The organism is Paenibacillus sp. 37 (assembly GCF_008386395.1).
Taxonomy (GTDB): domain Bacteria; phylum Bacillota; class Bacilli; order Paenibacillales; family Paenibacillaceae; genus Paenibacillus; species Paenibacillus amylolyticus_B.
In genome coordinates, this window is sequence record NZ_CP043761.1 from 7,026,179 (window position 1) to 7,050,529 (window position 24,351).

General features: G+C 46.7%; 19 protein-coding genes. All 19 read right to left on the reverse strand.

Annotation, left to right across the window (positions count from 1 at the left end):
• Positions 1–207: 207 nt before the first annotated feature.
• On the reverse strand, positions 208–1,488 hold the full coding sequence (locus F0220_RS30050) for a YycH family regulatory protein (protein ID WP_105600619.1): 1,281 nt from the start codon (positions 1,486–1,488) through the stop codon (positions 208–210).
• Positions 1,472–3,322 (reverse strand): cell wall metabolism sensor histidine kinase WalK, encoded by a 1,851-nt coding sequence (walK, locus tag F0220_RS30055; RefSeq protein WP_105600620.1) that lies wholly within the window; start codon positions 3,320–3,322, stop codon positions 1,472–1,474. The genes F0220_RS30050 and walK overlap by 17 nt, the downstream gene beginning before the upstream one ends.
• The gene (yycF, locus tag F0220_RS30060) at positions 3,322–4,044 is read right to left on the reverse strand and encodes a response regulator YycF (RefSeq protein ID WP_074092884.1); all 723 of its coding nucleotides are present in this window, start codon (positions 4,042–4,044) and stop codon (positions 3,322–3,324) included. The genes walK and yycF overlap by 1 nt, the downstream gene beginning before the upstream one ends.
• Positions 4,045–4,290: 246 nt before the next feature.
• The gene (locus F0220_RS30065; RefSeq protein WP_105600622.1) at positions 4,291–5,823 is read right to left on the reverse strand and encodes a peptidoglycan DD-metalloendopeptidase family protein; all 1,533 of its coding nucleotides are present in this window, start codon (positions 5,821–5,823) and stop codon (positions 4,291–4,293) included.
• Between the two features lie 486 nt (positions 5,824–6,309).
• The gene (locus F0220_RS30070; protein WP_223199820.1) at positions 6,310–7,119 is read right to left on the reverse strand and encodes a class I SAM-dependent methyltransferase; all 810 of its coding nucleotides are present in this window, start codon (positions 7,117–7,119) and stop codon (positions 6,310–6,312) included.
• 286 nt (positions 7,120–7,405) lie between these two features.
• A complete protein-coding gene (locus F0220_RS30075; RefSeq protein ID WP_149846878.1) occupies positions 7,406–8,173 on the reverse strand; it encodes a hypothetical protein in 768 nt (255 codons plus the stop codon).
• A 221-nt stretch (positions 8,174–8,394) separates the two neighbouring features.
• On the reverse strand, positions 8,395–9,681 hold the full coding sequence (locus F0220_RS30080; RefSeq protein WP_091012210.1) for an adenylosuccinate synthase: 1,287 nt from the start codon (positions 9,679–9,681) through the stop codon (positions 8,395–8,397).
• A 445-nt stretch (positions 9,682–10,126) separates the two neighbouring features.
• Positions 10,127–11,488 carry a replicative DNA helicase gene (dnaB, locus tag F0220_RS30085; RefSeq protein WP_036611922.1) on the reverse strand — a complete coding sequence of 454 codons (1,362 nt, stop codon included), beginning with the start codon at positions 11,486–11,488 and terminating at the stop codon, positions 10,127–10,129.
• Position 11,489: 1 nt separating this feature from the next.
• Positions 11,490–11,933 carry a 50S ribosomal protein L9 gene (rplI, locus tag F0220_RS30090; protein ID WP_105600625.1) on the reverse strand — a complete coding sequence of 148 codons (444 nt, stop codon included), beginning with the start codon at positions 11,931–11,933 and terminating at the stop codon, positions 11,490–11,492.
• Entirely contained in the window at positions 11,930–13,921 is a 1,992-nt protein-coding gene (locus F0220_RS30095; RefSeq protein WP_105600627.1) for a DHH family phosphoesterase, read from the reverse strand. Before F0220_RS30095 ends, rplI begins: the two co-directional genes overlap by 4 nt.
• 11 nt (positions 13,922–13,932) lie before the next feature.
• Entirely contained in the window at positions 13,933–14,844 is a 912-nt protein-coding gene (locus tag F0220_RS30100) for a DUF2232 domain-containing protein (protein ID WP_091013184.1), read from the reverse strand.
• A 5-nt stretch (positions 14,845–14,849) separates the two neighbouring features.
• Entirely contained in the window at positions 14,850–15,152 is a 303-nt protein-coding gene (locus F0220_RS30105; protein ID WP_017691445.1) for a MazG-like family protein, read from the reverse strand.
• Between the two features lie 265 nt (positions 15,153–15,417).
• Positions 15,418–15,843 (reverse strand): CBS domain-containing protein, encoded by a 426-nt coding sequence (locus F0220_RS30110; RefSeq protein WP_017691444.1) that lies wholly within the window; start codon positions 15,841–15,843, stop codon positions 15,418–15,420.
• 184 nt (positions 15,844–16,027) lie between these two features.
• Entirely contained in the window at positions 16,028–17,059 is a 1,032-nt protein-coding gene (locus F0220_RS30115) for an LCP family protein (protein WP_091012208.1), read from the reverse strand.
• A gap of 473 nt (positions 17,060–17,532) precedes the next feature.
• Positions 17,533–19,122 (reverse strand): MFS transporter, encoded by a 1,590-nt coding sequence (locus F0220_RS30120; protein WP_105600629.1) that lies wholly within the window; start codon positions 19,120–19,122, stop codon positions 17,533–17,535.
• A 337-nt stretch (positions 19,123–19,459) separates the two neighbouring features.
• On the reverse strand, positions 19,460–20,350 hold the full coding sequence (locus F0220_RS30125) for a D-alanyl-D-alanine carboxypeptidase family protein (RefSeq protein ID WP_074092891.1): 891 nt from the start codon (positions 20,348–20,350) through the stop codon (positions 19,460–19,462).
• A gap of 253 nt (positions 20,351–20,603) precedes the next feature.
• On the reverse strand, positions 20,604–22,430 hold the full coding sequence (locus tag F0220_RS30130; RefSeq protein WP_091012205.1) for an oligopeptide ABC transporter substrate-binding protein: 1,827 nt from the start codon (positions 22,428–22,430) through the stop codon (positions 20,604–20,606).
• A gap of 19 nt (positions 22,431–22,449) precedes the next feature.
• A complete protein-coding gene (locus F0220_RS30135; protein ID WP_091012204.1) occupies positions 22,450–23,355 on the reverse strand; it encodes an ABC transporter permease in 906 nt (301 codons plus the stop codon).
• 29 nt (positions 23,356–23,384) lie between these two features.
• The gene (gene opp4B / locus F0220_RS30140) at positions 23,385–24,347 is read right to left on the reverse strand and encodes an oligopeptide ABC transporter permease (RefSeq protein ID WP_036611942.1); all 963 of its coding nucleotides are present in this window, start codon (positions 24,345–24,347) and stop codon (positions 23,385–23,387) included.
• Between the last annotated feature and the right edge of the window lie 4 nt (positions 24,348–24,351).

Consider the following 24,351-nt stretch of genomic DNA (forward strand, 5'->3'; position numbering starts at 1 on the left):
TGGCCGTTTATAGCCTTTGAACTTAAAGCTATACGATAACGGAGAGGGCAGAAATAACCTGAAGAAGCGGAGCGTTCGCCTTTACCACCAGATTTCTCCCGTGTTAAAAGGGAATTCAAGAAATCTGGGGGTAACAGCGATCGAAAGGTTATTCTGCACGCGTAGTGATAAAGTACAGCTACTCTTTGGTTTAAAGACTATAACCTATCAAGATACGGTAGTCTCTTCACCGTTTCCAAAACGGATCACCCATACCGGGATCAGCTTTAATCCGTCCTCAATCGAAGAAGGACGATAAGCCGGGTATACGTCCACAACCTGACGATTCTCACCTGCTACCTTTTTAATAAGAGCCTTCAGCTTGTCTCCGCCAGGCAACTTGACCGATTTCTTCGTCTCTGCACCTTCGTTCAGGTATTCCAGCGATCGTTCATAGCTGGATACCGTCTCCTGCTGCATCTCCATGCTGATCGTTCCAAAGCGGAACTGCATGGAATCCATAATCGGATAACTGCCGTAATACTGCTGGAATTCAAGCCGTGTCTTGCTTTCCACGGTCCCCAGCATCATCCGCGAACGGCCTTTCCAGCCCCCGTGCTGATTCACAAAATCAACCGCAGACAACGCATCCTTCGCAGGATCAATCTGTCCTGCTGGCGGTGCTGCCGGATCAGTATAACTGATCCAGCGCTGTTCCTGTTTTACCTGCAGACTACGTTTACTGTCCGTGTAGATCTCCGATCCATCTTTTTCCCGGATATTCCGGGTCATACTTGGATCGAAGAACAGACTGCGCTGCATCTGCTCAACCGTGAACTGGCCTGTTGGCACATCCGCCTCAATCGTCTCCAACGCTTCCGCCGGGATATAATACCCGCCCTCCATCAACGTGTATGGCGTCCAGTTCGTACCGAAGTCAACATGCTGCTGTACGTCTTGTACTGTCAGGTCCGCCTGCGTTGCTTCGTATACCACGTCTCCCTTGGCGCTGAAGAACAGCGCATGGGCCTTCGTTTCATTTTTGGACGTATAGATGGAGATCCGGTTAATCGTCTCCCCTTGGAATAAGGAATCCGTCCCGAGCCTCATCACCCGCTGTAATAATGCTACGGGAATACCTTCTTTGAATGATAGTTCAAACCCAGGGTTCTCCTTGCGAATCTGATCCCAGTTCACCGATTGCACACTCCGGCGCTGAAAATCATCGAACGCCCGCCCCTGTAGCCGTGAATAGATCAACTGATAGAACGTATTGCCAGGGTAAAACACCGTATGTTTATCCTGGCCCAGATGAATAATCATCTGATCAGGGAAAATCAATTCTTCAATATTGCGTTCCTGACCCATATTCTCCGTCTTCACATAGTTCGTCTCTGACGTCACGATGGAATCCCCGCCTCCGGGCAAACGGTAGATCAGAAAATAACTCTGAACCAGACTGGCTACAACAAGGGCAGCAAGCACCAAGGATTTAATCCGTTCCTTCACGGTGCTCACCCCCTTTCTCACGCATCGGCAGAGTGAACGTTACTGTCGTTCCCACGTCTACTTCAGATTCCAGAGAAATGCTGCCATCATGTGCCTTCACAATTTCCCGGGCAATGGACAGTCCTAGCCCTGTGCCTCCCATACTGCGGGAACGAGCCTTGTCCACCCGATAAAACCGCTCAAAAATGCGATCCAGATCACGCTGTGGGATACCCATTCCGGTATCCGATACCGAGATGGCAAGTGTGTATTCATCACTTCGTCTAGCCGCAATCGTAATGGTGCCGCCTTCCAATGTATATTTCAGCGCGTTGGACACGACATTATCGAGCACCTGATCAATCTGGTCACGATCCAGTGGAACAGCCGGAATATCATTCTCCACAGATAGTACAGGCTGAATATCCTTCTGATGCATCTGGAATGAGAATCGATCCGCCACTTCCTCCAGCATTTCCAGAATGTCAGTTGGTTGTTTCCGCAGCAAAGCCTCTTTGGAATCCAGCCGCGATAAATGTAGCAGATCCGTAACCAGTCGTATCATTCGCTCCGTCTCGTTCTGAATAACACCAACAAAACGACCGGCAAGCTGCGGGTCTTCCAGTGCACCATCATCCAGCGCTTCCGCGTAACTCTTGATCGTAGTCAGTGGGGTACGCAGTTCATGGGATACATTAGCCACGAATTCACGTCGGGATGCCTCAAGCTCTTCCTGCTCGGTAACATCCTGAAGTACGGCAATCGTTCCCGTGATCCCCCGTTCACGCCGATGAACTGGTGTGAACGTCATCCGAATAACCACGGGCTCTTCTTGTCCAGCGGGTGCAATCTGCAGCAAAGTTGAACCTGTGAAACCACTCGCGAGGGCTTCCGCATCCTCCGGATCAATGCCGAGTAATATGGCGAAGTGTCTTCCTTCAATATCCGCAGGATGCATACCCAGAATGCTGCTGGCACGACGGTTTACGAGAATGACTTTACCGTACTCATCCGTAGCCACCACACCATCACTCATATTGGTCAGAATGGAAGTCAACTTCTCCTTCTCCTCTTCATTCAGTGAAAGTGCATCCCGAAGCCTGCTGGTCATATAGTTAAAAGCCCGACTGAGTTGACCGATCTCATCCGTGCCAAATACAGGTGTCTGCTGATCAAAGTTACCTTCTGCGACCGCTGTCGCTCTCCGAGTCACTTCTTTAATCGGCTGCGTGATCGTATGAGATAGGATCACGCCAAGCACCGCTGTTAACACCAAGGCAATCAGAATGCCGGAGATGAATATTTTGTTGATTCCCTCCATCGTGGAATACAGCTCGTTCATGGATGCCGCGATGTAGACCGCGCCAATGATCTTGCCGCCGGACAGCACCGGCTTGGCGACGACTTTTTTGCGAACATTATCCTCGTCCACGATATATTCCTCATTGTCCCGAATTCCTTGCAGTGCACGGCTGACAACGGTCTGGGTGTTTTTGCGCCCCACATAGTCTGAATGTGAACTTAGCGAGGTCGTCAGTACCTTTCCGCTGGCATCCAGCACCTGAATCTCGGCACCGTTAATGTTGAACAGGTTGTTCACCAGCACACGCAGATTTTCCGTTTTGTCCTCGCCAGCCTCTGCTTCTCCGCCCGCCATCGTTTCCCCCACGAGAACCGACAGCATTTCCGCACGCGCCTGCAGATCTTCCGTAAAGTTGCTCGTCAGTGAGTTCTTCATTGCGCTCACAAAATAAACGCCGATTAATTGCATCGCAATCAGAATCAGCAGTACATAGATAATGATCAATTTCGCCTGAATCGTTCGGAAGAACGAGAATCGCGCGAATCGGCCCATTATATCCCCACGCTTTTGGCACTGCGCACGAGATAACCGAGCCCGCGGCGTGTCAGAATCGTTTCCGGTTTGCTCGGATTCTCCTCAATCTTCTCACGCAGACGACGGATCGTGACATCCACAGTACGTACATCGCCGAAATATTCATATCCCCATACCGCTTGCAGCAGATGTTCCCGTGTCATAACCTTGCCGGAGTGCTTCGCCATATAATAGAGAAGTTCGTACTCACGATGGGTCAGATCAAGCGGTTCCCCGCCTTTGTAAGCCGTGTACATGTCCATATCAAACGCCAGATCGAATAGCCGCATGACCTGCTTTTCCTCATCTTCCGGCGCTTCTGCCGTAATCGCGAGCTTTTGCCGTCTGCGCATCTGTGCCTTCACCCGTGCAAGCAACTCACGCGTACTGAACGGCTTCGTCACGTAATCATCCGCACCCAATTCCAACCCGAGTACCTTGTCGATCTCGCCATCCTTGGCGGTAAGCATGATGATCGGCATCTCCAGATGAGCGCGCACCTCACGACATACATCCATACCATCCTTGCCCGGGAGCATCAGATCCAGCAGCATCAGATCCGGTTTCTCGGATAACGCCAGTTCAACCGCACGAATGCCATCAAATGCACAGATGACCTCGTACCCCTCTTTTTCCAAATTAAACTTCAGAATGTCTGCGATGGGCTGTTCATCGTCCACCACCAAAATCTTCCCCTGCATCGGCTAAGTTCACCCCTATATCCTGCTTAATCCGCGTTAGCGTTTATATCTCTCTTCTATGTTTAGCTTGTACCAAGCCTGCTTGATTTGTTTCTCTAGTTTGTTGTATATACTCTCTAGTTTAACATACCTGAAGCACCGTCACATCCCGATCAGGGGCTTGGAAGGTCTTTCATCTGAAAATTTTTTACAGCAGCAAAAAACAAGGCCAGCATTATAGCCAACCTTGCCTCCTTAAGCTCTATATTAGTTCAGATACGTTAACGGATTTTCTACCGTTCCATTCTTAATAATCTCAAAATGCAGATGTGTTCCAGTCGAACGACCCGTGTTGCCCATAACGCCGATACTCTCGCCTTTTTCAACCACTTGTCCAACCTTAACGCCAATGCTGTTCAGATGTCCATACAATGTTTCGTATCCGTTACGGTGGTTAATAATGATGACATTACCATAACCACTTTTCTGTCCTGCAAAAGTAATTACACCCTCATCAGACGCTTTCACATCGCGGTTACCTACCAGATCGACACCTTTGTGCTGGCGACCCCAACGTTGGCCAAAGCTGCTGCTCATCGTTGCATTGGATACCGGCCAAGCAAATTCACCTGTGCCCTCACCAACAACTTTTGTTCCGCTAAGGACCACTTCAGTTACAGCTGCTTTAATCACTTCCTGACCAAGCCACTCTTCCTGAACAACTTCACCATTTTCTTTGGTTATACGGTACTGCATGCTTTTCAATCCACTTTGTCCAGGGCGCACAACTTTTGTGATACCCGCTTTCAACTCAGCACTTTTGCGTACTTCCACTTGCGGTTTAATCTCAATCTGTTCAACAACCTGCTCAACTGATTTAACGGTTACCGCTGGTTTCGGAACGGTCAAGGTCAGTTCGTCACCGATTTGAAGCGATGTTTCCTTGATGCCCGGGTTATGCTGGCGAATCTCGCTTTGTGTAATTTCATACTTGGCAGCAATCGAAGAGATTGTATCTCCTTCATGAACCACATAAGTTACAGGCGCGTCTTTACCAACGGTTAATGCTTTAACCGCCTCGGACGCATCCCATATTTTGTTTGGATCAGCCTTCACCACATCCGTCGCTACATCTTCCTTGATGCCTACCGACTTCAGGGTTGTACTTGGTCCCTCGTTTTTCTTCGAGGAATTAGCCGATACCGACTTCGTCTTAAGCGAACTTCGCACAGTCGATGCCGATATGTATTTGCTCTGCACTTGTTCCAGGATTGCATCCGCTGTTGCCTGATCTTTCACAATACCAATGACTTCACCGTCTACCTTGAGCTCCACACCTTTGGCGTAGGCTGTCAGCATGTCACCCAGTTTGTCCAGCGTCTCGTCACTGTTCACTTCGGGTTTGTACGCTCTTGCCGTTTCGGTTGTGATGCCATCCGTGTTCAGCACCATTTCTGCATCTGGATATTTATTTTGATATTCCTCAGTTTTGTTTGTAAATAGTTGTTGTAATTGTGCTTCATCTGCAATGGTACCAATCTCGCTACCTTTAACCATTACTTTATAATACGGCACGGTGTTTGCAGTAACATATTGTTTGCCTGCGAACCCGAGCGATGCTGCGATGAATACACCACATGCTGCTGTAATGATCCATTTGCGCGAGGCCAGAACGCGCTTCTTATTCACACTGAAAGTGGACATGCTCATGTTGTTTTTGTCTTCGGCCGTCCGGTGTTCCCCGGATTGTTCGTGTACCCGGTCTTTGCCCGGTTGGCGTATGCCTCTGAAACCTTTCATGATTCTCTCCTTTTCAGCACTTCTCAGTTCGCATTTCTGTCAAGACATCACCCATCGTGTCTGTCCCATGCTCGTTGATAATTGTATTGGGTGTCCGCAAAATCAGGACTTTAACTGCGCTCGTAAAAGTGTCAAAATTTTAACCTTTTATCACACCCGTATACTTTAACACAGGTTTTACACTCATTTCAACTCTACACGTCACACCGCAAAGCCACGCCCCGCTTGGTTTCCCTGTATTATCCATAAGATTGTACGGCTGATCCATCACCCATTATGCCTCAACATCCGCTGTACTATGTACTTTTACTCACAATTTAAGACTAGGTTCTAAGACCCAGTGAAATATGCTTTATTTTTCATAAAAATACAAATAAAATCCCTCACCAGATCAACTCTGATAAGGGATTACGTAAACAACTTGATTGTGGTTTATCTTAAACTGGATTTCATCTCATGCCACAATAGAAATTAACTTTTATGTCTCTATTCTTTGAATGCAAGAATTACAAATCGCTTCTGCTGTACTTCCCAGAATCCATTTTGCTCCATCTCCGTATAAATATCCATTAATGGCTGACGGAACCGTTCCACTTTGAAATCAGGTACTTGCCACGGGATGGTCTTTAGATAATATACCAGTGCGCCTATATCATAGAAACGTTGTGCAGGGGTTGCTTCACGTTGCTCCAGAATCCGGAATCCACACTGCTCCAGCTGAAGAACAGCACGATCCAGTTCCCATCCAGCGTAATCCGCTGGCATAGGAATGCCGAGCCGATCATTGATCTCCCTGCAATCTGACCAACCAACCTGTTGAGTCAGAAACAGTCCTCCTGCGGATAGAATCCTCCTAACTTCCTGCTCATCATACGACTCATGCCGATTAAGAATCAGATCAAATTCTCCGTCTGTGAAAGGAAGTTGCGAATCATCAGTCACCGGAAGTACCTTCACACCTAACGGCTGTAAACGTTCCTCTGCAATCGGTATATTCGGGAGATAGCCTTCGGTCGCACATGTGTATGGAGGAAGTGGAAGGAGTCTGGAAAGCATTTCTCCTCCACCAGTCCCCATGTCGAGCATTCGTTCTGTCTGATTCAACAATCGGCGCGCCATCGTTCCAAAGGACCAAGGCAACATTCCACTCTGAAGTCGCTCACTCCCTGTTACATAGCTAAAATCCCAACCAATAAACGGCTGATTCGCCTCTTGCAACCCTTGCTCGAATCGATCACTCGTCGCCTCGGTGGACTTTTTTACTGACAGTTCTGAATTAGTATGATAAAAGTTCATGTTTAATAAAACCTCCAATTCGTGTATTCATAAACACAAGTCCATCGGTTCTCTTGAATGCACATATGAACGGAGGTCCACGAATTGGACTGGAGGTTTCTGCAATATTGCCTGAACGTTTTTATATGTTGTGTTCTTTACCTTTATATTTCATACACTGTTCCCTCCTACAGGCATTTTCCAGTATTTATTTAAATCGATTATATTCAATCATCCTCGACAAGTCCATTACATTATGAATCAGGCGATACGTCTATAAGTACGCCTGTCTTCCCTGCCTATCATCCTATTCCGTTTGCAGTACTTCCATCAGGTTGTCGTACTCTTCACTGGTCAGGTACTTCGAGATCACCTGTTCAATCTCACGTAGTTCCTGTTCCGTTAGGCCACCTTCCATGGCACCTGAGATCTGCTGCATTTCTTTCTGTGGCAGCTTGTTCATGAGCAGGCTGAAGATTTTTTCCTTCTCCTCTGCTGGCAGCTTGTCTTTCGCTCCTGTAATGTCATCCGGTGATACAACAATGGCATCATTGCCTGAAGAAGCACCGCCGCTGGCCGCTCCGGTTCCATTGCCTGAAGCTGAACCACTACCCTGATCTGTTCCTGAGTCATTACCCATGCCCGTATCCGTCCCATTGCCTGCACTTGTGCCTGAGTTTGATCCTGCGGTCGTATCTGTACCTGAACCTTCCTCTGTGCCCTCGTTTGAGCCGCTCCCTTGGGACGCATTATTGCCCGCATCTACACCAGATTGACCGCTCTCTGTCCCATTCCCCATAACTGAAACAGCATCTTCCGGAACCTGCTCTTCGTCCGCTCCTGTCGGCTGATCTGTCGTCCCATTTCCTGATTTGTTCCCCTCGCTGGTTTTACCGCCCAAGGCACCTTGGAACATGGCGGTTAACCCCATGGGTTGACCTTCCCACTGAATATTGAAACTCGCGAGTAGCGACTTCGCATATGACTGTACAATTAATCCGGTCGTGAGCAGTGTCAGTGAACTGACCAGCAATACGGTTAGCACGATTTTGACAAACCACACAAGCAACTTCATTCCGTTCTCTCCCTCCAATTATCCCACCCGTCTAACATGCACATGTCCGGGTCTGTGACTCTACTGTTAACCAGTATTGACGGAAATCTCGGGATTATATCCGAAAAACATACAAAAAACCTCCAGTCATCGCTATAAAAGCAACAACTGGAGGCTCTACTGCCCGAATCGGCAAAGTATTCTATTTTATAATTCAAGAAACAATCTCTCTATTTCTTCGATTACTCGTAGATTGGAAGAACTTGATTTGTTTGCTCACGGTTACGACCAACGGAGAAGATGGCAATTGGAATGCCTGTCAGTTCGGAAACACGTTTTACATAATTCTGTGTGTTCACTGGCAGGTCTTCGAGTTTCTTCGCTCCAGTGATATCTTCGCTCCAGCCTGGCATCTCTTCGTATACCGCTTCACATTCTGCCAGCATTTTGAGGCTTGCCGGATAGTGTGTGATGACTTCGCCGCGGAATTTGTATCCTGTGCAGATTTTTACGGTCTCCAGACCTGTCATTACGTCCAGAGAGTTCAGGGACAGACCAGTGATTCCACTGACACGACGCGCGTGGCGAACAACAACACTATCAAACCAACCTACACGGCGTGGACGTCCAGTTACCGTACCGTACTCATGTCCAGTCTCACGGATTTGGTCACCGATTGCATCATGCAATTCCGTAGGGAATGGGCCATCTCCTACACGGGTTGTATAAGCTTTCGCTACCCCAATGACTTGCTGAATACGAGCCGGGCCTACGCCAGAACCGATACATACGCCACCTGCGGACGGATTGGATGATGTAACAAATGGATAAGTTCCTTGATCAAGGTCCAACATAACGCCTTGTGCGCCTTCAAACAATACTTTTTTGTCCTCATCAATATATTCGTTCAGAACAACGGATGTATCACGTACGTAAGGACGAAGAATTTCAGCATATCCGAGGTAATCTTGCAGAATCTCCTCAACATCAACAGGCTGGCCGCCGTAGACTTGCTCGATGACACGGTTCTTTTCTTTGACCAGATGACGCAGTTTCAGTTCGAAATCTTCAGCATCCATCAGGTCAACCATCCGAATACCAATACGAGCTGATTTGTCCATGTAACATGGGCCAATTCCTTTGCCAGTCGTACCAATTTTGTTCGGACCTTTGCTCTCTTCTTCCAGTGCATCCAATACCATGTGATATGGCAGGATGATATGTGCACGCTCACTGATGGACAGGTTCTTCGTTGTGAAATCATTGTCATGAATATAGTTAATTTCTTCGATGAGTGCCTTCGGGTTGATAACCATTCCGTTACCAATGACACACGCTTTATCCGTGTAGAAAATCCCTGATGGAATCATCGTCAGTTTATATTTTTTGTTATCAATCAGAATTGTATGACCCGCATTGTTACCACCTTGGTAACGAGCCACCACATCAGCGCTCTCCGCCAAATAATCCGTGATTTTACCTTTTCCTTCGTCTCCCCATTGCGTTCCCACTACAACTACCGTTGACATAGTTAACATTCCTCCGTGGGTGCCTTGCGCACCTTTGTATTGGTCTGTCCGTCCTCTATCCCGGCAGGCATGTTACGCAATAAACCGACTGAGAAGCGTGCTAACGGACAGTAAAAATGTCCTTCCGTTACATTCAAGGGAAGGTTTGTGCTGCTTTAACGCAGCAGTATTAGTGTACCAGTACCCTTTTTCAAAGTCAAATCAAATGGCGAACAATTAGATATAGTACAACCCTAATGTTCGGAATTTACCCGTTATTTCAACACAAAAAACCGGAGACTTCAGTCCAAGCTTGCTTGACTGCTATCACCGGTTCAAGGATACCCATTTCAATGTCAATCTATATCTGGTATTTATAACACATGTTTGAGTTCAGTTGCTCTAATGGTTGATCTTCGGGACAGACGATTTTGGCTTCTTGATCGAAGCCGTCAGCACCTGCCCATTACATCGCGAAGGCATCATTGTGTGCCCTCTCGTAATTGACGAATTTATTAAAGTTTTTCAGGAAGACCAGTTCTACCGTACCTACCGGACCGTTACGCTGTTTAGCGATAATGATCTCAATAATATTTTTCTTCTCGGTCTCCTGGTTATAGTAGTCATCCCGGTACAGGAACGCTACGATGTCGGCATCTTGCTCGATCGAACCCGATTCCCGCAAGTCACTCATCATCGGACGTTTGTCCTGACGTTGCTCTACACCCCGGCTCAGCTGGGACAAGGCAATAACCGGAACTTCCAGTTCCCGGCCAATCTGTTTCAGTGTACGTGAGATCTCGGATACCTCTTGTTGACGGTTCTCCCCTGCTTTACCACGTCCACTAATCAGTTGAAGATAGTCGATCAGGATCATGCCAAGGCCTTTCTCTTTCTTCAGACGACGGCATTTGGCACGAATATCCGCTACGGTAATCCCTGGCGTATCATCTATGAAGATGTTGGCTTCTGACAAAGCTGCAATACCCATCGTCAGCTTCTGCCAATCTTCATCGCCCTTGAAGTCACCCATACGCATCACGCTGGCATCCAGATTGGCTTCCGCACAGATCATACGTTGCACCAGCTGGGCCGCTGACATCTCCAGACTGAAGATGGCTACCGTCTCCTGTGCCCGAATGGCCACGTTCTGAGCGATATTCAGGGCAAAGGCCGTCTTACCTACGGAAGGACGGGCCGCTACAATGATTAAGTCACTGCGCTGGAATCCGGCAGTCATTTTGTCCAAATCGATGAACCCGGACGGAATACCTGTCGTTGTACCCTTATTCTGATGAAGTGTTTCCACACGATCGAATACTTCCATCAGTACGTCCTGAATGGCTATAAAACCACTACTGGAGCGACGGTTGGAGATCTCCAGAATGCGACGTTCAGCTTCTCCAAGCATCGCTGCAACATCTTCGCCACCTGTATATCCTTCGCTCACGATCTGTGTTGCCGTACGAATCAGGCGACGCAGCATCGATTTCTCTTCGATAATCTGAGCATAATAGTCTACGTTTGCGGCTGTAGGTACACCATGGGCTAGCTTAGCCAGATAACTAACGCCCCCGATGTCCTCCAACTCACCTTTATCCTTCAGAAGCGAAGTCAGTGTCACGAGGTCAATCGGTTGATTTCCCTCACCAAGCTGGATCATCGCTTCAAAGATTAATTGATGGGGTTTATCATAGAAATCCTCGGTTTGCACCCGTTCCATCGCTGTAATCAGGGCCTCGCCCTGCAACAGGATTGCACCCAGCACGGCCTGTTCGGCTTCCAGGTTCTGCGGGGGAATCCGGTCGAATAACATTTCTCCGCCCATCTTACTCTTCCGTTACCTGTACCTTCAAGGTTGCCTTCACTTCAGGGTGAACCTTGACAGTTACTTGTGTTACGCCGAGTGTACGAATAGGCTCGTCCAGCTCAATTTTACGTTTGTCTACTTTCAGACCTTTTTTAGACAAAGCTTCTGCGATCTGTTTGCTGGTAATGGCGCCGAACAGACGACCGCCTTCGCCGGACTTCGCATTCAGTTCAGTCACTTCTGCTTCCAGCTTTTTCGCAAGTGCTTCCGCTTCCGCTTTCTCTTCCTGTTTGAGTCTTTCTTCAGCCGCCTTCTGGTTGTCCAGTGTCTTCATGTTGCCGTCTGTTGCCAGACGTGCGATTCCCCGTGGCAATAGGAAGTTCTGTGCGTAACCCTCAGATACTTCTTTCACTTGCCCTTTCTTGCCTTGACCCTTCATATCTTTTATAAAAATGACTTTCATTCGAACAGCCCCTCTTCCTTTTCGATTTCAGCCAGTACGTTCGTCAGCCGTTTTTCTGCCTCTCCAAGCGTTCCTTCAAGCTGTACGGCAGCATTCGTCAAATGACCGCCACCGCCCAGTCGTTCCATGACAACCTGAACATTCATGCGCCCCAGCGATCTCGCGCTGATGCCAATCAGTCCATCCGGACGCTCACTAATTACAAATGAAGCGACCACGTCAGTCATGTTCAGCAATGTGTCCGCCACTTGGGCGATCATCATCTGTGAAATCTTGCTGCCAGGGTCTGTGACCGCCAGCGCAATGTTTCCATATACCATTTTAGCATGCTTTATGATTTCTGCCTTAGCAATATATTCTGACAGATCCTCTTTCATCAACCGCTGGATCATAATGGTGTCCGCACCGCTACGGCGCAAGAAGCCTGCCGCTTCAAACGTTCTGGACCCCGTGTGCAGTGCAAAATGCTTCGTATCTACCGTAATCCCGGCAAGTAGAGCCGTAGCTTCTAGCGGAGTGAATTGTACCTTGTCATGAATGTATTGCAAGAGTTCGGTTACCAATTCGGCAGCAGAAGACGCATAAGGTTCCAGATAGATCAACACTGCGTCATTGATGAACTCTTCACCCCTGCGATGGTGATCCACAACTACGACACGGGTAGCAGACTGTACCAGTTTCGGCTCCATGGTCATGGAGGCCTTATGCGTATCCACCACCACCAGCAACGTGTGCTCGGTCATCATCTGGGTTGCCTGTTCCGGTGATACAAATGCCTTGGACAACTTCTCGTCCTTGTTTACTTGCTCCATCATGCGTTCAATCGATGGATTAATTACATCCAGAACAATCCGTGCTTCCACATTGTACAGACTGGCCGCTTTCCACACTCCGATGGATGCGCCGATCGCGTCCATATCCGGAATTTTGTGCCCCATGATGAGCACCCGATCGCTCTCCTGCATCAGATCACGCAGCGCGTGCGCAATAACGCGGGCTCTTACCCGTGTCCGTTTCTCCACTGCGTTAGACTTACCGCCGTAGAAGGACAGGCGTTGTCCGGACTTCACAGCAGCCTGATCACCACCACGTCCAAGTGCCATGTCCAGACTGGACTGTGCCAGTTCTCCCATCTCGCTGATGCTATCCGATCCAAACGCCAGTCCGACACTGAGTGTCATTGGCACTTTGAGGTCAGCAGTCATCTCCCGAACCTCATCCAAAATGACAAATCGGCTCTGCTCCAGTTCCTGCAAAGACTTATGATTCAGCATCAACAGATAACGATCAGAAGACAAACGGCGCAGGTACACTTCGTACCGCTTGGCCCATGACGTAATTTCGCTAGTCACACGGGCAATCAGCGCTGTACGCTGCTGATCGTCCATACCTTGGGCAGCCTCATCCAGATTATCCAGAACGAGAATCCCCAAGGCAAGGCGTTCATTTTCATATTTATCACGAAGAATGGCTAACTCCGTAATCTCGTATACATATACATACCGCTCCTGCGGGTTATGAATAACTCCATAATGCCGATCATCCAACTGGAATTCGTCATGGAACTCCTTGGATGAATGTTCCTTCGTCCCATCCTTCTTCTCTTTAGGCTGAGGAAGTTTGGGAAACAAATTAAGTAGCGGATTACCCACCATTGTCTTCTCCTGGAACATCTCCGCGACAAAGCGGTTATGCCACTCTACCGTACGATCTTCGCTGTACAGCACAATTCCGAATGGAAGCATGCTGACCGCTTCCCCCTCCATCCGTTTGATCCGAATAGATAGGCCATTAATGTAGTCGTTAAGCTCACGGCGGAACGCGAGCTCCGCCTTAATCATGACGATTCCCAGCGCCGAAGCCAGTATCAGACTAATCAAACCAAGCGTCCAGTTATAAATGGTAACGAACATAACGAGCAACAGCAGCAGTATGAACGCCCATACGGTATAGTAGCCGTGCCAGCGTTTCTTCAGAAATTTAGGCATGACTCATCACCCTATCGTTTTGATTTCGATATTGCCTCACGAAGCGGGAACGCCAGATCGATAATTCCGATAATCCGAAGCGGACCAATGAAGAAGACCGCAGCCGCCAGGAAATATGGTATAACCGGATTCCATTTCTTTGTATGTGAGAGAAAGAAGAAGAAACCGATCGCTTGAATCATGAAGCCCAGATTAATTAACGGGGACAGGTTCATGGCAATCATGGTCCAGTATGTTCCATCACTTTGTCTGGAGATCACTTCGATCAACAATGCGAGGAAATAATACCAGATCAACGCACGCGGCATACGCCATTCTCTCGCTGGTGGAAGTTTCGATACCACCACACCCATCACGTTCAGAATCGGACGAGCAATGGCGTGCGTAATAAAGGCCATTACCATCGACGTGACAACGAGAGCAAACGGAATCATAAGCTGTGTTTGTTTGGCAACATCCTCGGTCATCTCAGGTGTCCATGCAAAACCGTTAATCATCTGATTCGATGTATTGGTTAACGGTTCAATGGTCAATTTGACCACATCTTCAATATAACTGGACAGGTCGAATTGGAAAATGACACTGCCGACCAAGAGCAATAACAAGTATTCTGCCAACATCATGCCACTTCCCGCCATCAGCGCGAACAGGGCTGATTTGCGTGTTTTATACGCGTGACCCATAACGATCGCAGGCAGGGTAAAGACGAGCAATAGTAACAGATAGATGGGGTGGAATACGACCAAAATAACGGCTACGGGCACGAGATGCCATATAAATGATTTTAAAGATAATGAAGCATACAAAATAACTCCCGGAATCATCATAAAAAATATGGCAAGTACCGATAAAGGAGTTAACAGCGAAAGTAGCAAGAGCAGATAGACTGCGCTCCAAACAGCTGATTTAAAGCTAAATTTCAACAAATTCACCTCTTACGCATATGATCTTCTAGCGCGGAAATATCTTGGTACCAGTCTTCAAGCTGGTGACCTTCCTGTTTATGCTTTTTCAACTTCTCAACTAGCAGTGCATCCAGATCCTTGAAAGGAATACCGAGCCTGCGGCCCAATATGTAACTACTCATAATCAAACTGGCAAGACTGTCCCCGATTCGAGTTGTACTGCCTTCCCATAACGCCTTGAATAATCGGGATACCTGATCAAGCACTTCGGTTTTCAGCCATTCAATCACTTTAGCGCGTTTGGCTACATCCAGTTCTTTAGGCATATTGGCGAAAGTCACTCTCCCCCGAAAAAGCTTTATTCTCGATTATAGCATAAAAAGAGGGCCCGCAAAATTACCCCAAAAAACGGAGAAGTTCTCCGAAACTGATGTCAGGTACTTATGCGGAGTCCTCCGTACATCCTATCGACCTATATATTTGTAAAAAACTTCGAATGCGCCCTTGGTTCAGGACTTCTTAAGTTTAACATGATACCGGACGGCTGTGATTATCCATCATGACACAATAATGTTTAAATTCGGTACAGCCTTACTTAGCCTTGATCGATTCTTTGGCTACAATGCCCTCGCAGTACTCAATTATCTGACTCCGTCTGACAATACCAATGAACCGATCCATATCATCGACCACAGGAACAAAGTTCTGAACTTTAGCCAGATTAATCAGGTCCTCCATGTTGGCATTAATGGATACGGGTTTAATATCCAAGCGAAGTGGAACGTCCTTGAGCAAAAACTTTGAAGCGTTTTCAAATGAAATTTTTCCCTCGGCATTCTTCATATACCACAGTAAGTCGCCTTCGGTAACCGTACCAATATATTTGCCCTCTTTATTCAAAATGGGTACCGCCGTAAAACGATGATATTCCATCCGTTCCAACGTTTGCCGCAGCGTAGAATCCGACGTCACGCACGTAACCTCTTGTTTGGGTAGCAAAAAAAATGCGATGTTCATACCCTTGTGTATCCTCCTTGTGAATTTCTTCGTTCAACTTATCTCGCTCAACTTATATTATACGGATCAGAACGCAGGATGTTCCAAAAGGATAATAGTTCTCAATACAAAGAAAAAAAACAGCAGCCCGCGAATAAACGTACTGCTGATTGTGGTCTACAACACATCATTGGTATGGAATTGGTTATTCAATCTTTTGCCGGTCAGGGATCATTACTTCACCGGCTGGGGTCGATTGATCCATCCAGTTGTTAATCAGCTCTTTGGCATATTGGACATCTTTCTCGTCAGCCTGACCATAATAGATACCGTCTTTTTTCATTCCCTCACCCAGGATGGTGAAGCTTGAAATCTGCGGTTTCTCCTGAGTAAGCACTTGTTTGGCCAGATCAATAATGAAAGATGCTCGCATATCCGTCTGGAAACTGTCTCCCATGATCTGAATCAATTCCGGAATTTTGGCGATTTGATTCAAATTCAGCATCTCATTCGCCATCGCGTTCAGGAAAATCTGCTGCCGCTTGGTACGATTAAAATCGCTATCCTCACGGTATCTTACATAATACAGTGCTTCCTGCCCGTCATAGATCGGCTTACCACCTTCAATCGTGAATTGCACATGATCCGGATTCTTGTTCACAATGTCCTCATCAATTGGCAGTTTTACACCACCAAGTGCATCAACCACTTTTTTGATTCCGTCGAAGTTGATCGTTGCATAATAACCCACATCAGCATCAAGAAATTTCTCCACGGTATTGATGGACATATTCTCCCCACCAAAAGCATAGGCATGCGCCAGCTTATCATAATCATCTTCGCCGTCCTTGTTGGCATCCCGTCCTACAATCTGCACATACGTATCACGTGGAATGGATACCAGAAGCACACGGGATTCCTTGGGACGTACTACAGCATAGATGACGGTATCGGAACGTCCACGCGTTTTCTCATAGGCGCGTTTGTCCGAACCGAGCAGTAATACGGAGAAAGGTTCCTTACGGTATACCGTTGGATCAGGCGTGTTGTTGCCTTCTTGCGGTACATAAGAACGGGATAACTGATCTTCTACCGAACCAGCGAGAAACAGGTCAAATGCCGCTACAGCCAGCTGCTGACGGAACAAATAACCTCCGATTAACAAAACAACAAGTGAAACGAGCGTTATATATAGGCCTTTTCTTCTTTTCTTCTTATCTTTAGTTCTGCTTTTCATCCATTGATTCCTTCTTCACTATCAAAATGATACTGCCTGATATATAAGTTTCATCTAATATTTACACTAAAAACGGAGAGGTCAGAAAAAACCTGAAGAAGCGTAGCTAAAAGCTTTCTGAAAGAAAGCTGCATCGAAAGCATACGCTTCGCCTTTATCACCGGATTTTTACCTTTGGAATAAGGAAATCAAAAAAATCTGGGGATAACAGCGATCGGAAGGTTATTCTGAACTCGCAGTGATGAAGTGTAACGATTCGTTCAACTTATATAATACCAATTAAACGTCTGGGATGCCTTGTGACTCGGTGTTCACTGAAGTTTTCTCTCTCTTGAATCAAGACACCGCTTACGCTCGTTCTATTGTAATCATTGCAGGAGCAAGAAAAGTTACAATCCGGTTAAATTGAAAAGAACAGCGCCTCCTTTTTAGTTTCAAAAGGTACACTGTTCTCTTCATTTTTGCATGCGATCCTATCCGTTCGTGGATACACTTTCCACATGTTGGCTCTTCTCTTTTTGACGCAGACGTCCCGTTATAAGCGCAGCTACCAGCGTAAGCACACTGAATACCACCGCAGACCAGAAAAGGCCATTGTAACCCTGCCCTGTCGTTTGATGCACTGCCTGGAGCAACACATCGCGGATACCTTCATCAGGAATCTGGGACAGGCCCTCTGTCAGACTGGAGACATCACTCCCTGATGCCCCTCCCGAGGCATATTGTTGTAGCATCTCGGGCGGCACCTGAATTCCTTTGTCAGCGAATCCTGCCTGAATGTTGGACCCCAGATTAATGAAAGAACGTGCCAGGAATCCGGCAAAAATGGTAGGTGCAATAGCCATCGCCATCTGGCGAAATAACGAGCTGGTCGCTACCGCGATGCCTTTGTTGTTCTCCCCCGCCTGTTCTGTGACAAGTACGTTAACTGGCGCACCAAGCATCATACCGAAGCCAATACCTACGAGCGTACTCGCGATGACAAATTGCCAGATATGCTCCACCCATAGCGGGAACAGCAGGAATCCAATGGCAGATAGCAGTCCAGCAACCGATAACGTCCAGATTGGACCTTTGCGGTCAACGAGGTATCCACCTCCACCTGCCCCGATGCCGGATGCCAGCGCAAGCGGAGTAAACCAGTACCCGGAAGCCGTATTGGATACGCCGAGATATTGTTCAACAAATCCGGGAATAAAGATCACCGAGGCCAGAATGGCTCCCGAGAAAAAGGCAATCAACAGCGTCCAGCGAAAGGACGCAATGCCCAGAAGCTGTGTCGATACAACAGGTTCACGTTCAGATCCTTCCAGCCTTTTTTCCATAAAGTAAAAGAGCACCAGAAGGATTACACCTGCCAAGAAAAAGCCGTAGAACATCGGAGATCCCAGGCTTTGAAGCATGTTCACACCGTCCAGATTGCTGAAGCTATACATTAAACTGAGTACACCCAACGTTAGGACAGCAATGCCGCTCCAGTCCACTGCTGCACGATTAAGCTCCTGCTCTTCCTGAATAAATCGAATACCTGCTATGAATAACAGAATGGCGATAGGTACATTGATCAGGAATAACCAATGCCAGTTGCCCGTAAGGTCCAGTATAAAAGCACCGACATTGGGTCCCAATATAGCGGCAACACCATTCATCCCTCCAAGCAGACCCAGAGCTGTACCCTGACGCTCCGCCGGGAACTTGCTTAATACGTATGAGCTGGCAATGATAAAAATCCCACCACCGCCCAAAGCTTGAATGACACGAGCAATCAGGAAAAAGGTGAATGATGTGCTCAGCGCAACGAGCAGGGACCCGATCCCAAACAACGCCACTTCAATCAAAAATAGCTTCTTGCGACCATAACGGTCCGACAGTTTGCCCGCAATAGGTACACTCACCGCAAGCCCAAGCGTGTAAAGCGTAATCGTCCATGCTCCCCATGTTGGCGACACACCAAATGATGCATTTAAGGTGGTCAGTGAAGAGGTGATGATCCCGTTATCCAGCGCAGCCATAAATACCCCTATGGCAAACAGGACTAGGGGCCATTTCATTTGTTTTTGCATCACATGTTACCTCCCGATCAGATCGTAAATTCAGTATCGTACAGTTGGTTTGGTACATATATATTAAACCGAGTTGAATAACAATGACTCACTGGTCATTTTAAAACAAAAGAAAACCATATGTCAATTTAATAATATGGTTATATGGATCAATTTACCCCCGATTCGATAAAATAGAGCTACCACATGTTCAGTCGAACCTGCGGACAGCCCTCATATCTTATCAAACGTACTAACGCTTGCGTAATGCTTCAATAATCTGGTCTGACTCAGTTTATTTGACAGGTGGATCATTGGCGTCCTGAAGGTCTCTTTGATGATGCCTATGTACGCCCTCTCATTTTGAGCCCGAAAACCCATAGTTGAATAACTTCCGAGTCTCCACAAAACGCCCTTCACGAGTATCTGTTCCAAATACAACTGATATCAGTCTTTTTCCATCACGTTCGGCTGTCCCCACAAAATGATATCCGGAATCCTCATCATACCCGGTCTTTAATCCGTCATTCCCATCGTAAGCATACGGCCCACCAATGGAGGACAACATCCAGTTCGTGTTGCTCATGTACATCCCTTTTTGATGCATTGATACTTGCATTTGACTGGAAATTCTCAAAATCTCGGGATGGTTATTCAGCAGATATCGCGCAAGCTTGCATGCATCTATAGCCGTCATTAAGGTCTGCCCTTGTATATCCATCGGACGGTTAGGACCAAGCAGCTTTTCACTGAGGCCCGTTGAATTCGTGAATTGTGTATCCTCAGACAGTCCAATCTGAGTTGCTTTCTGATTCATCTGTTGCACGAACTTCTGCTCTGTACCACTGATATGTTCAGCAAGAGCAACCGCTGCATCATTGGCTGAATAGACAGCTACGATCTCGAACAACTCCTGAACGGTGAACTGCTCTCCCTGTTTCAGGGTCAGTTGACTGCCCCCCACGGAGCTGGCATACAGACTCACATTAACAAGATCATTCCAGCCTATATCACCATTAATCACGGCCTCCATCACTAACAGTTCTGTCATCAACTTACTGACGCCTGCCGGAGCAATCTCTTCGGAGCCGTTAAAATCCATTAAGATCTGTTCAGAGTTCATATCCATTAATACCGCAGATTCAGCTTTAATCCCCGGTTTGCCTACTAGCATGTCCGGTTTCACACCCAAATATATAATAAGCAAGAGAGCCAGCAGCATACCTGCCCGTTTCCACCATTTTTTCATAAGATGATCACCTCTTACCTATATAGACGAAGTAAAGAGGCATTTTGTCTGCACTTTTTTGAAAAAAAGTTAAATTTTTTTTATTTTTTGGTTACAAAAAAAACATGAACTCGATACACCCATGCCAGAGTGTACAGAATCCATGTTTTTAAAGACACTTTTTATTCATTTTCCCAGGAGAATTCTTCATCATAATCTAGCAACCGACTTCTTAAAGGACCCCAATCCTTACAGTTGCTACTGGAAGAAAGGATTACTCAGCTACAACTGCTTTGTCTGCATTCACTTGCAAGTCGCTCAGGTAAACACCTGTTCCATCACCAATCGCATAGTTCATTACACGTTTGTTAACTGGTGCTACAACTGCGCGATACAGTGTAGGGAATACAGGAACTTCATCTACCATGTATTGCTGCCATTGATTGTAGATCTCTTTACGCTTGTCTACATCGAATGCTTCAGCAGAGATACCTTGTGCCAGCAATTTGTCATTCTCTTCGCTGGAGAATCTGGAGAAGTTGTAGAGTGCATCGCGGCCATACAGACCCGATGGATCTACGTCAATACCAACGCCCCATGCTGCTTGATACACATCAATGTTTGGATCATCTTTACCTGTGTTACCTACACGGTCATAGAAGCTGTTGAACTCAACCATTTCCAGGTTTACTTTCAAACCAATAGCTGCCCATGATTGAACATAATAACGAGCCAATGGTTCAGCTGTGTCTCCACCAGTCATGGATACAAAGTTGATTTCGAGCGGTGTTCCATCTGGATTCGTACGGAATTCACCATCCAGTTTGTAACCAGCTTCGTCGAGCAATGCTTTCGCTGCTTCTGGATCATATGCTACACCCGGATTGTTGGAATCATGGAATTCTGGGTGTGATGGTGGAATCAGGGTTGTTGCATTCCAACGCAGGCCATTATAGAAACGTTTACCAACCTGATCGTTATCTACAGCCATCCACATCGCTTTACGCAAGTTTTTGTCGCCCATTTTTGCTTCAGCATTGCTTTTAACTTTTCCGTTCTCTTCATCCCACGTACCCAGTTTGAAACCGATGTACGTATAAGCACGATCGATGGCGCCAAGGAATTCTACGTTGGACAGGTTTGCATTTTCTTTATATTGATCTGTCGGGAATGCATCCACGAGGTCTACCCCGCCAGATTTCAGTTCTTGAACAACCGTTGTCGGGTTGATAACTTTCAGAGTCACTTTGTCCAGTTTCGGAGCCCCGCGCCAGTAGTCTTCGTTTTTAACATAAGTTACAGACTCACCCGGAGTGATGACATCCACTTTAAATGGACCAAAACCAATTGGTTTTTCACGTACTTCTTTAGAAGAAGACATTTTTGCTACATCCATATCTCCGAAGATATGTTTAGCCAATGGATACGTCCATACGCCACCTGTCAGCAGGGACGGAGTAGATTCTTTATACGTAATGCTGATTTGTTTGTCGCCCAGCACTTTAATACCAGAGATTGTTTTTGCTTTTCCAGCATGATACTCGTCCATACCTACTACACTAGTGAAGTTGGAGTCGTAACGTGGACCATCATACGCTTTGTTACCGATTACTTCATAAGCAAATTGCAGATCTTCAGCCGTTACCGGCTTGCCATCATGCCAGTTCACATTGTCACGAATGGTCAGTGTGAACGTTTTTCCATCTTCAGATGTCTCATACGTTGCTGCACCATCGTTGGTATATACATAGTCTTTATCCCAAGTCAGCAAGCCTTCATCGAACCATTGAAGAACTTGTACATCCGGGTTACCGGAATAGAAATTGTAGTTCAGTGTACCTTCAAAAGCAGTATCCGACACAAGTCCAAATGTAATCGATCCACCTTCGATCGCAGTACCCTCATTTGTTTTAACATTGTTGAAGTCATCAATGGAGTAAACGCCCTCTTCATTAGCAGGTTTTTCCTCCGTTTTTCCCTCTTCTGTGTTGGAAGCTGGAGCTGGAGTAGCCGCTTCCTTCTCAGAGCACGCTGCGAGCACCAATACAAAGACCAACATCATCGTGAAAAATAGTCCCCGTGAAAATAATCCCTTTTTCATGAACCTTTCCTCCCTTTTTTTAACCTCTTCTTTGTCTTGCATCAGTCGCACGCTTTAGGGCTTGACCGACATTATTTATACTCAACATCAATACCAGGATCAGCACCGATGCGGGTAGCCATATCCACCATCTGGATTCCAGGGTTTGCGGATTACGTGCATAACTTACGAGTGTTCCAAGACTAGGCGTACTTTCGGGAAAACCAAATCCCAGGAAAGACAGCCCGGATTCGAGGCCAATGTTGGCAGCGAGATTCAATGTCATCGTTACGATGATAATGGAACTCAGATTCGGAAGAACCTGTGAGAGCATAATCTTCAGATGAGAAGAGCCCAATGTTTTTGAAGCTTTTACATAATCCAGTTCCCGTTCCTGTAATGCTTTGGAACGAATCAATCTGGCAATACCCATCCAGAGAAATGCCGTCATGATTAGAGAAAACGAGATGATATTGTATTTCGGAACTGCCGTAACAAACGCGATAACAATCATCAACATCGGAAGGATCATGAAGAAGTCAACAACACGCATAAACAGGTTGTCTATCATTCCACCGAAATAACCGGATAAAAGGCCAATTAAGATACCTATGAAACCAGTCATTAACGTTACGATAATTCCAATGGTCAGGGAGTTACGTGTACCGATGACCAGTTGGCCAAATACATCACGACCTCCATAGTCCGTTCCAAGCCAATATTGAGCGGATGGTGGTTCATATAAGGCAAACAGATCCACGCGTACGATATCATCCTGATTCAGAATGAGAGACGTGCCATATACCAGCAACATGATCAAGCCCAAGAAAATGAGCGAGATTAGTGCCACCTTATCTCTGACAAGCTCCCTCCATAAAATACTCAAGCTGGAGGGGCTTTTATCAACCTTTTGTGAAGTTACAACTACTTCGTTGGCCTTGCTCATCTTGTTTTCACCCCGAAATCTTCAAGTTCTTACTTGATCCGTATACGTGGATCTACAATTCCTAGAATTATGTCAGACAGCAATGCCCCGAGAATGGAAGCTACGCCATATAACAATACAAGTGCAGTTACAACGCTGAAGTCACGCAATGAGATGGAACTCAGGAACAACTGCCCCATACCTGGATAACTGAATATACTTTCGATAAATACCGTACCACCGATAAGCCCCGTAATCTCATATCCGAAGAATGCGGCGATAGGTAATAGCGAGTTTCTCAAAATATGTCTGTTATAGATCCGGGATTCTGAAGCGCCTTTGGCTCTCGCAGTAATAACGAATTCCTTATGTTTGATATCAATGATTTCACTACGCAAATATTGAACGGTAGATACCGTTGTAATCAGTGCCATGGATAATGCCGGCAATAATAGATGATAGAACTTACTCATCACGTAGCTGAATGTGCCCGGTGTAAGTCCTGGCGCAACACTTCCCCCCGTCGGGAACCAGCCGAAGTGGAATCCGAAGATCCATACCATCACCAGTGCGAAGATGAACAATGGTGCGGCAAAGCCCAGGTAGGTGTATCCCGTGATCAACCGATCAGACCAGGTATCGTTGTAACGACCACTGATGATACCCAGTGGAATAGCGATCAGGTAAGTCAGTACAAGCGTCGCCAGTGCGAGCCAGAATGTATTTGCTACACGCTGACCGATCAGGTCGGTAACCGGCATTTTGAAACGGAAGGATTGTCCAAAATCACCTTGGATGGCGTTTTTGATCCAGTCCCAATATTGCACGTACCAAGGATTATTCAATCCCAGTCTCTCTCGCTGGGCTTCCAATGCTTTTGGATCAACGCTTGGATCAAGCAATCCGGTTAACGCATCGCCCGGCATGGCCTTAGCCATCAGAAAGACCAAAAGACTAAGTAAAAATATCTGAGGGATCATTATGATAATTCTGCGTACTATCGTTTTCCACATATGG

Bases quoted from the DNA above. Each gene is read 5' to 3' on its own strand.
- walK (WP_105600620.1), bottom strand. From the start codon at position 3,322: ATGGGCCGATTCGCGCGATTCTCGTTCTTCCGAACGATTCAGGCGAAA.
- yycF (WP_074092884.1), bottom strand. From the start codon at position 4,044: ATGCAGGGGAAGATTTTGGTGGTGGACGATGAACAGCCCATCGCAGAC.
- F0220_RS30065 (WP_105600622.1), bottom strand. From the start codon at position 5,823: ATGAAAGGTTTCAGAGGCATACGCCAACCGGGCAAAGACCGGGTACAC.
- F0220_RS30070 (WP_223199820.1), bottom strand. From the start codon at position 7,119: ATGAACTTTTATCATACTAATTCAGAACTGTCAGTAAAAAAGTCCACC.
- F0220_RS30075 (WP_149846878.1), bottom strand. From the start codon at position 8,173: ATGAAGTTGCTTGTGTGGTTTGTCAAAATCGTGCTAACCGTATTGCTG.
- F0220_RS30080 (WP_091012210.1), bottom strand. From the start codon at position 9,681: ATGTCAACGGTAGTTGTAGTGGGAACGCAATGGGGAGACGAAGGAAAA.
- dnaB (WP_036611922.1), bottom strand. From the start codon at position 11,488: ATGGGCGGAGAAATGTTATTCGACCGGATTCCCCCGCAGAACCTGGAA.
- rplI (WP_105600625.1), bottom strand. From the start codon at position 11,933: ATGAAAGTCATTTTTATAAAAGATATGAAGGGTCAAGGCAAGAAAGGG.
- F0220_RS30095 (WP_105600627.1), bottom strand. From the start codon at position 13,921: ATGCCTAAATTTCTGAAGAAACGCTGGCACGGCTACTATACCGTATGG.
- F0220_RS30105 (WP_017691445.1), bottom strand. From the start codon at position 15,152: ATGCCTAAAGAACTGGATGTAGCCAAACGCGCTAAAGTGATTGAATGG.
- F0220_RS30110 (WP_017691444.1), bottom strand. From the start codon at position 15,843: ATGAACATCGCATTTTTTTTGCTACCCAAACAAGAGGTTACGTGCGTG.
- F0220_RS30115 (WP_091012208.1), bottom strand. From the start codon at position 17,059: ATGAAAAGCAGAACTAAAGATAAGAAGAAAAGAAGAAAAGGCCTATAT.
- F0220_RS30120 (WP_105600629.1), bottom strand. From the start codon at position 19,122: ATGCAAAAACAAATGAAATGGCCCCTAGTCCTGTTTGCCATAGGGGTA.
- F0220_RS30125 (WP_074092891.1), bottom strand. From the start codon at position 20,350: ATGAAAAAATGGTGGAAACGGGCAGGTATGCTGCTGGCTCTCTTGCTT.
- F0220_RS30130 (WP_091012205.1), bottom strand. From the start codon at position 22,430: ATGAAAAAGGGATTATTTTCACGGGGACTATTTTTCACGATGATGTTG.
- F0220_RS30135 (WP_091012204.1), bottom strand. From the start codon at position 23,355: ATGAGCAAGGCCAACGAAGTAGTTGTAACTTCACAAAAGGTTGATAAA.
- opp4B (WP_036611942.1), bottom strand. From the start codon at position 24,347: ATGTGGAAAACGATAGTACGCAGAATTATCATAATGATCCCTCAGATA.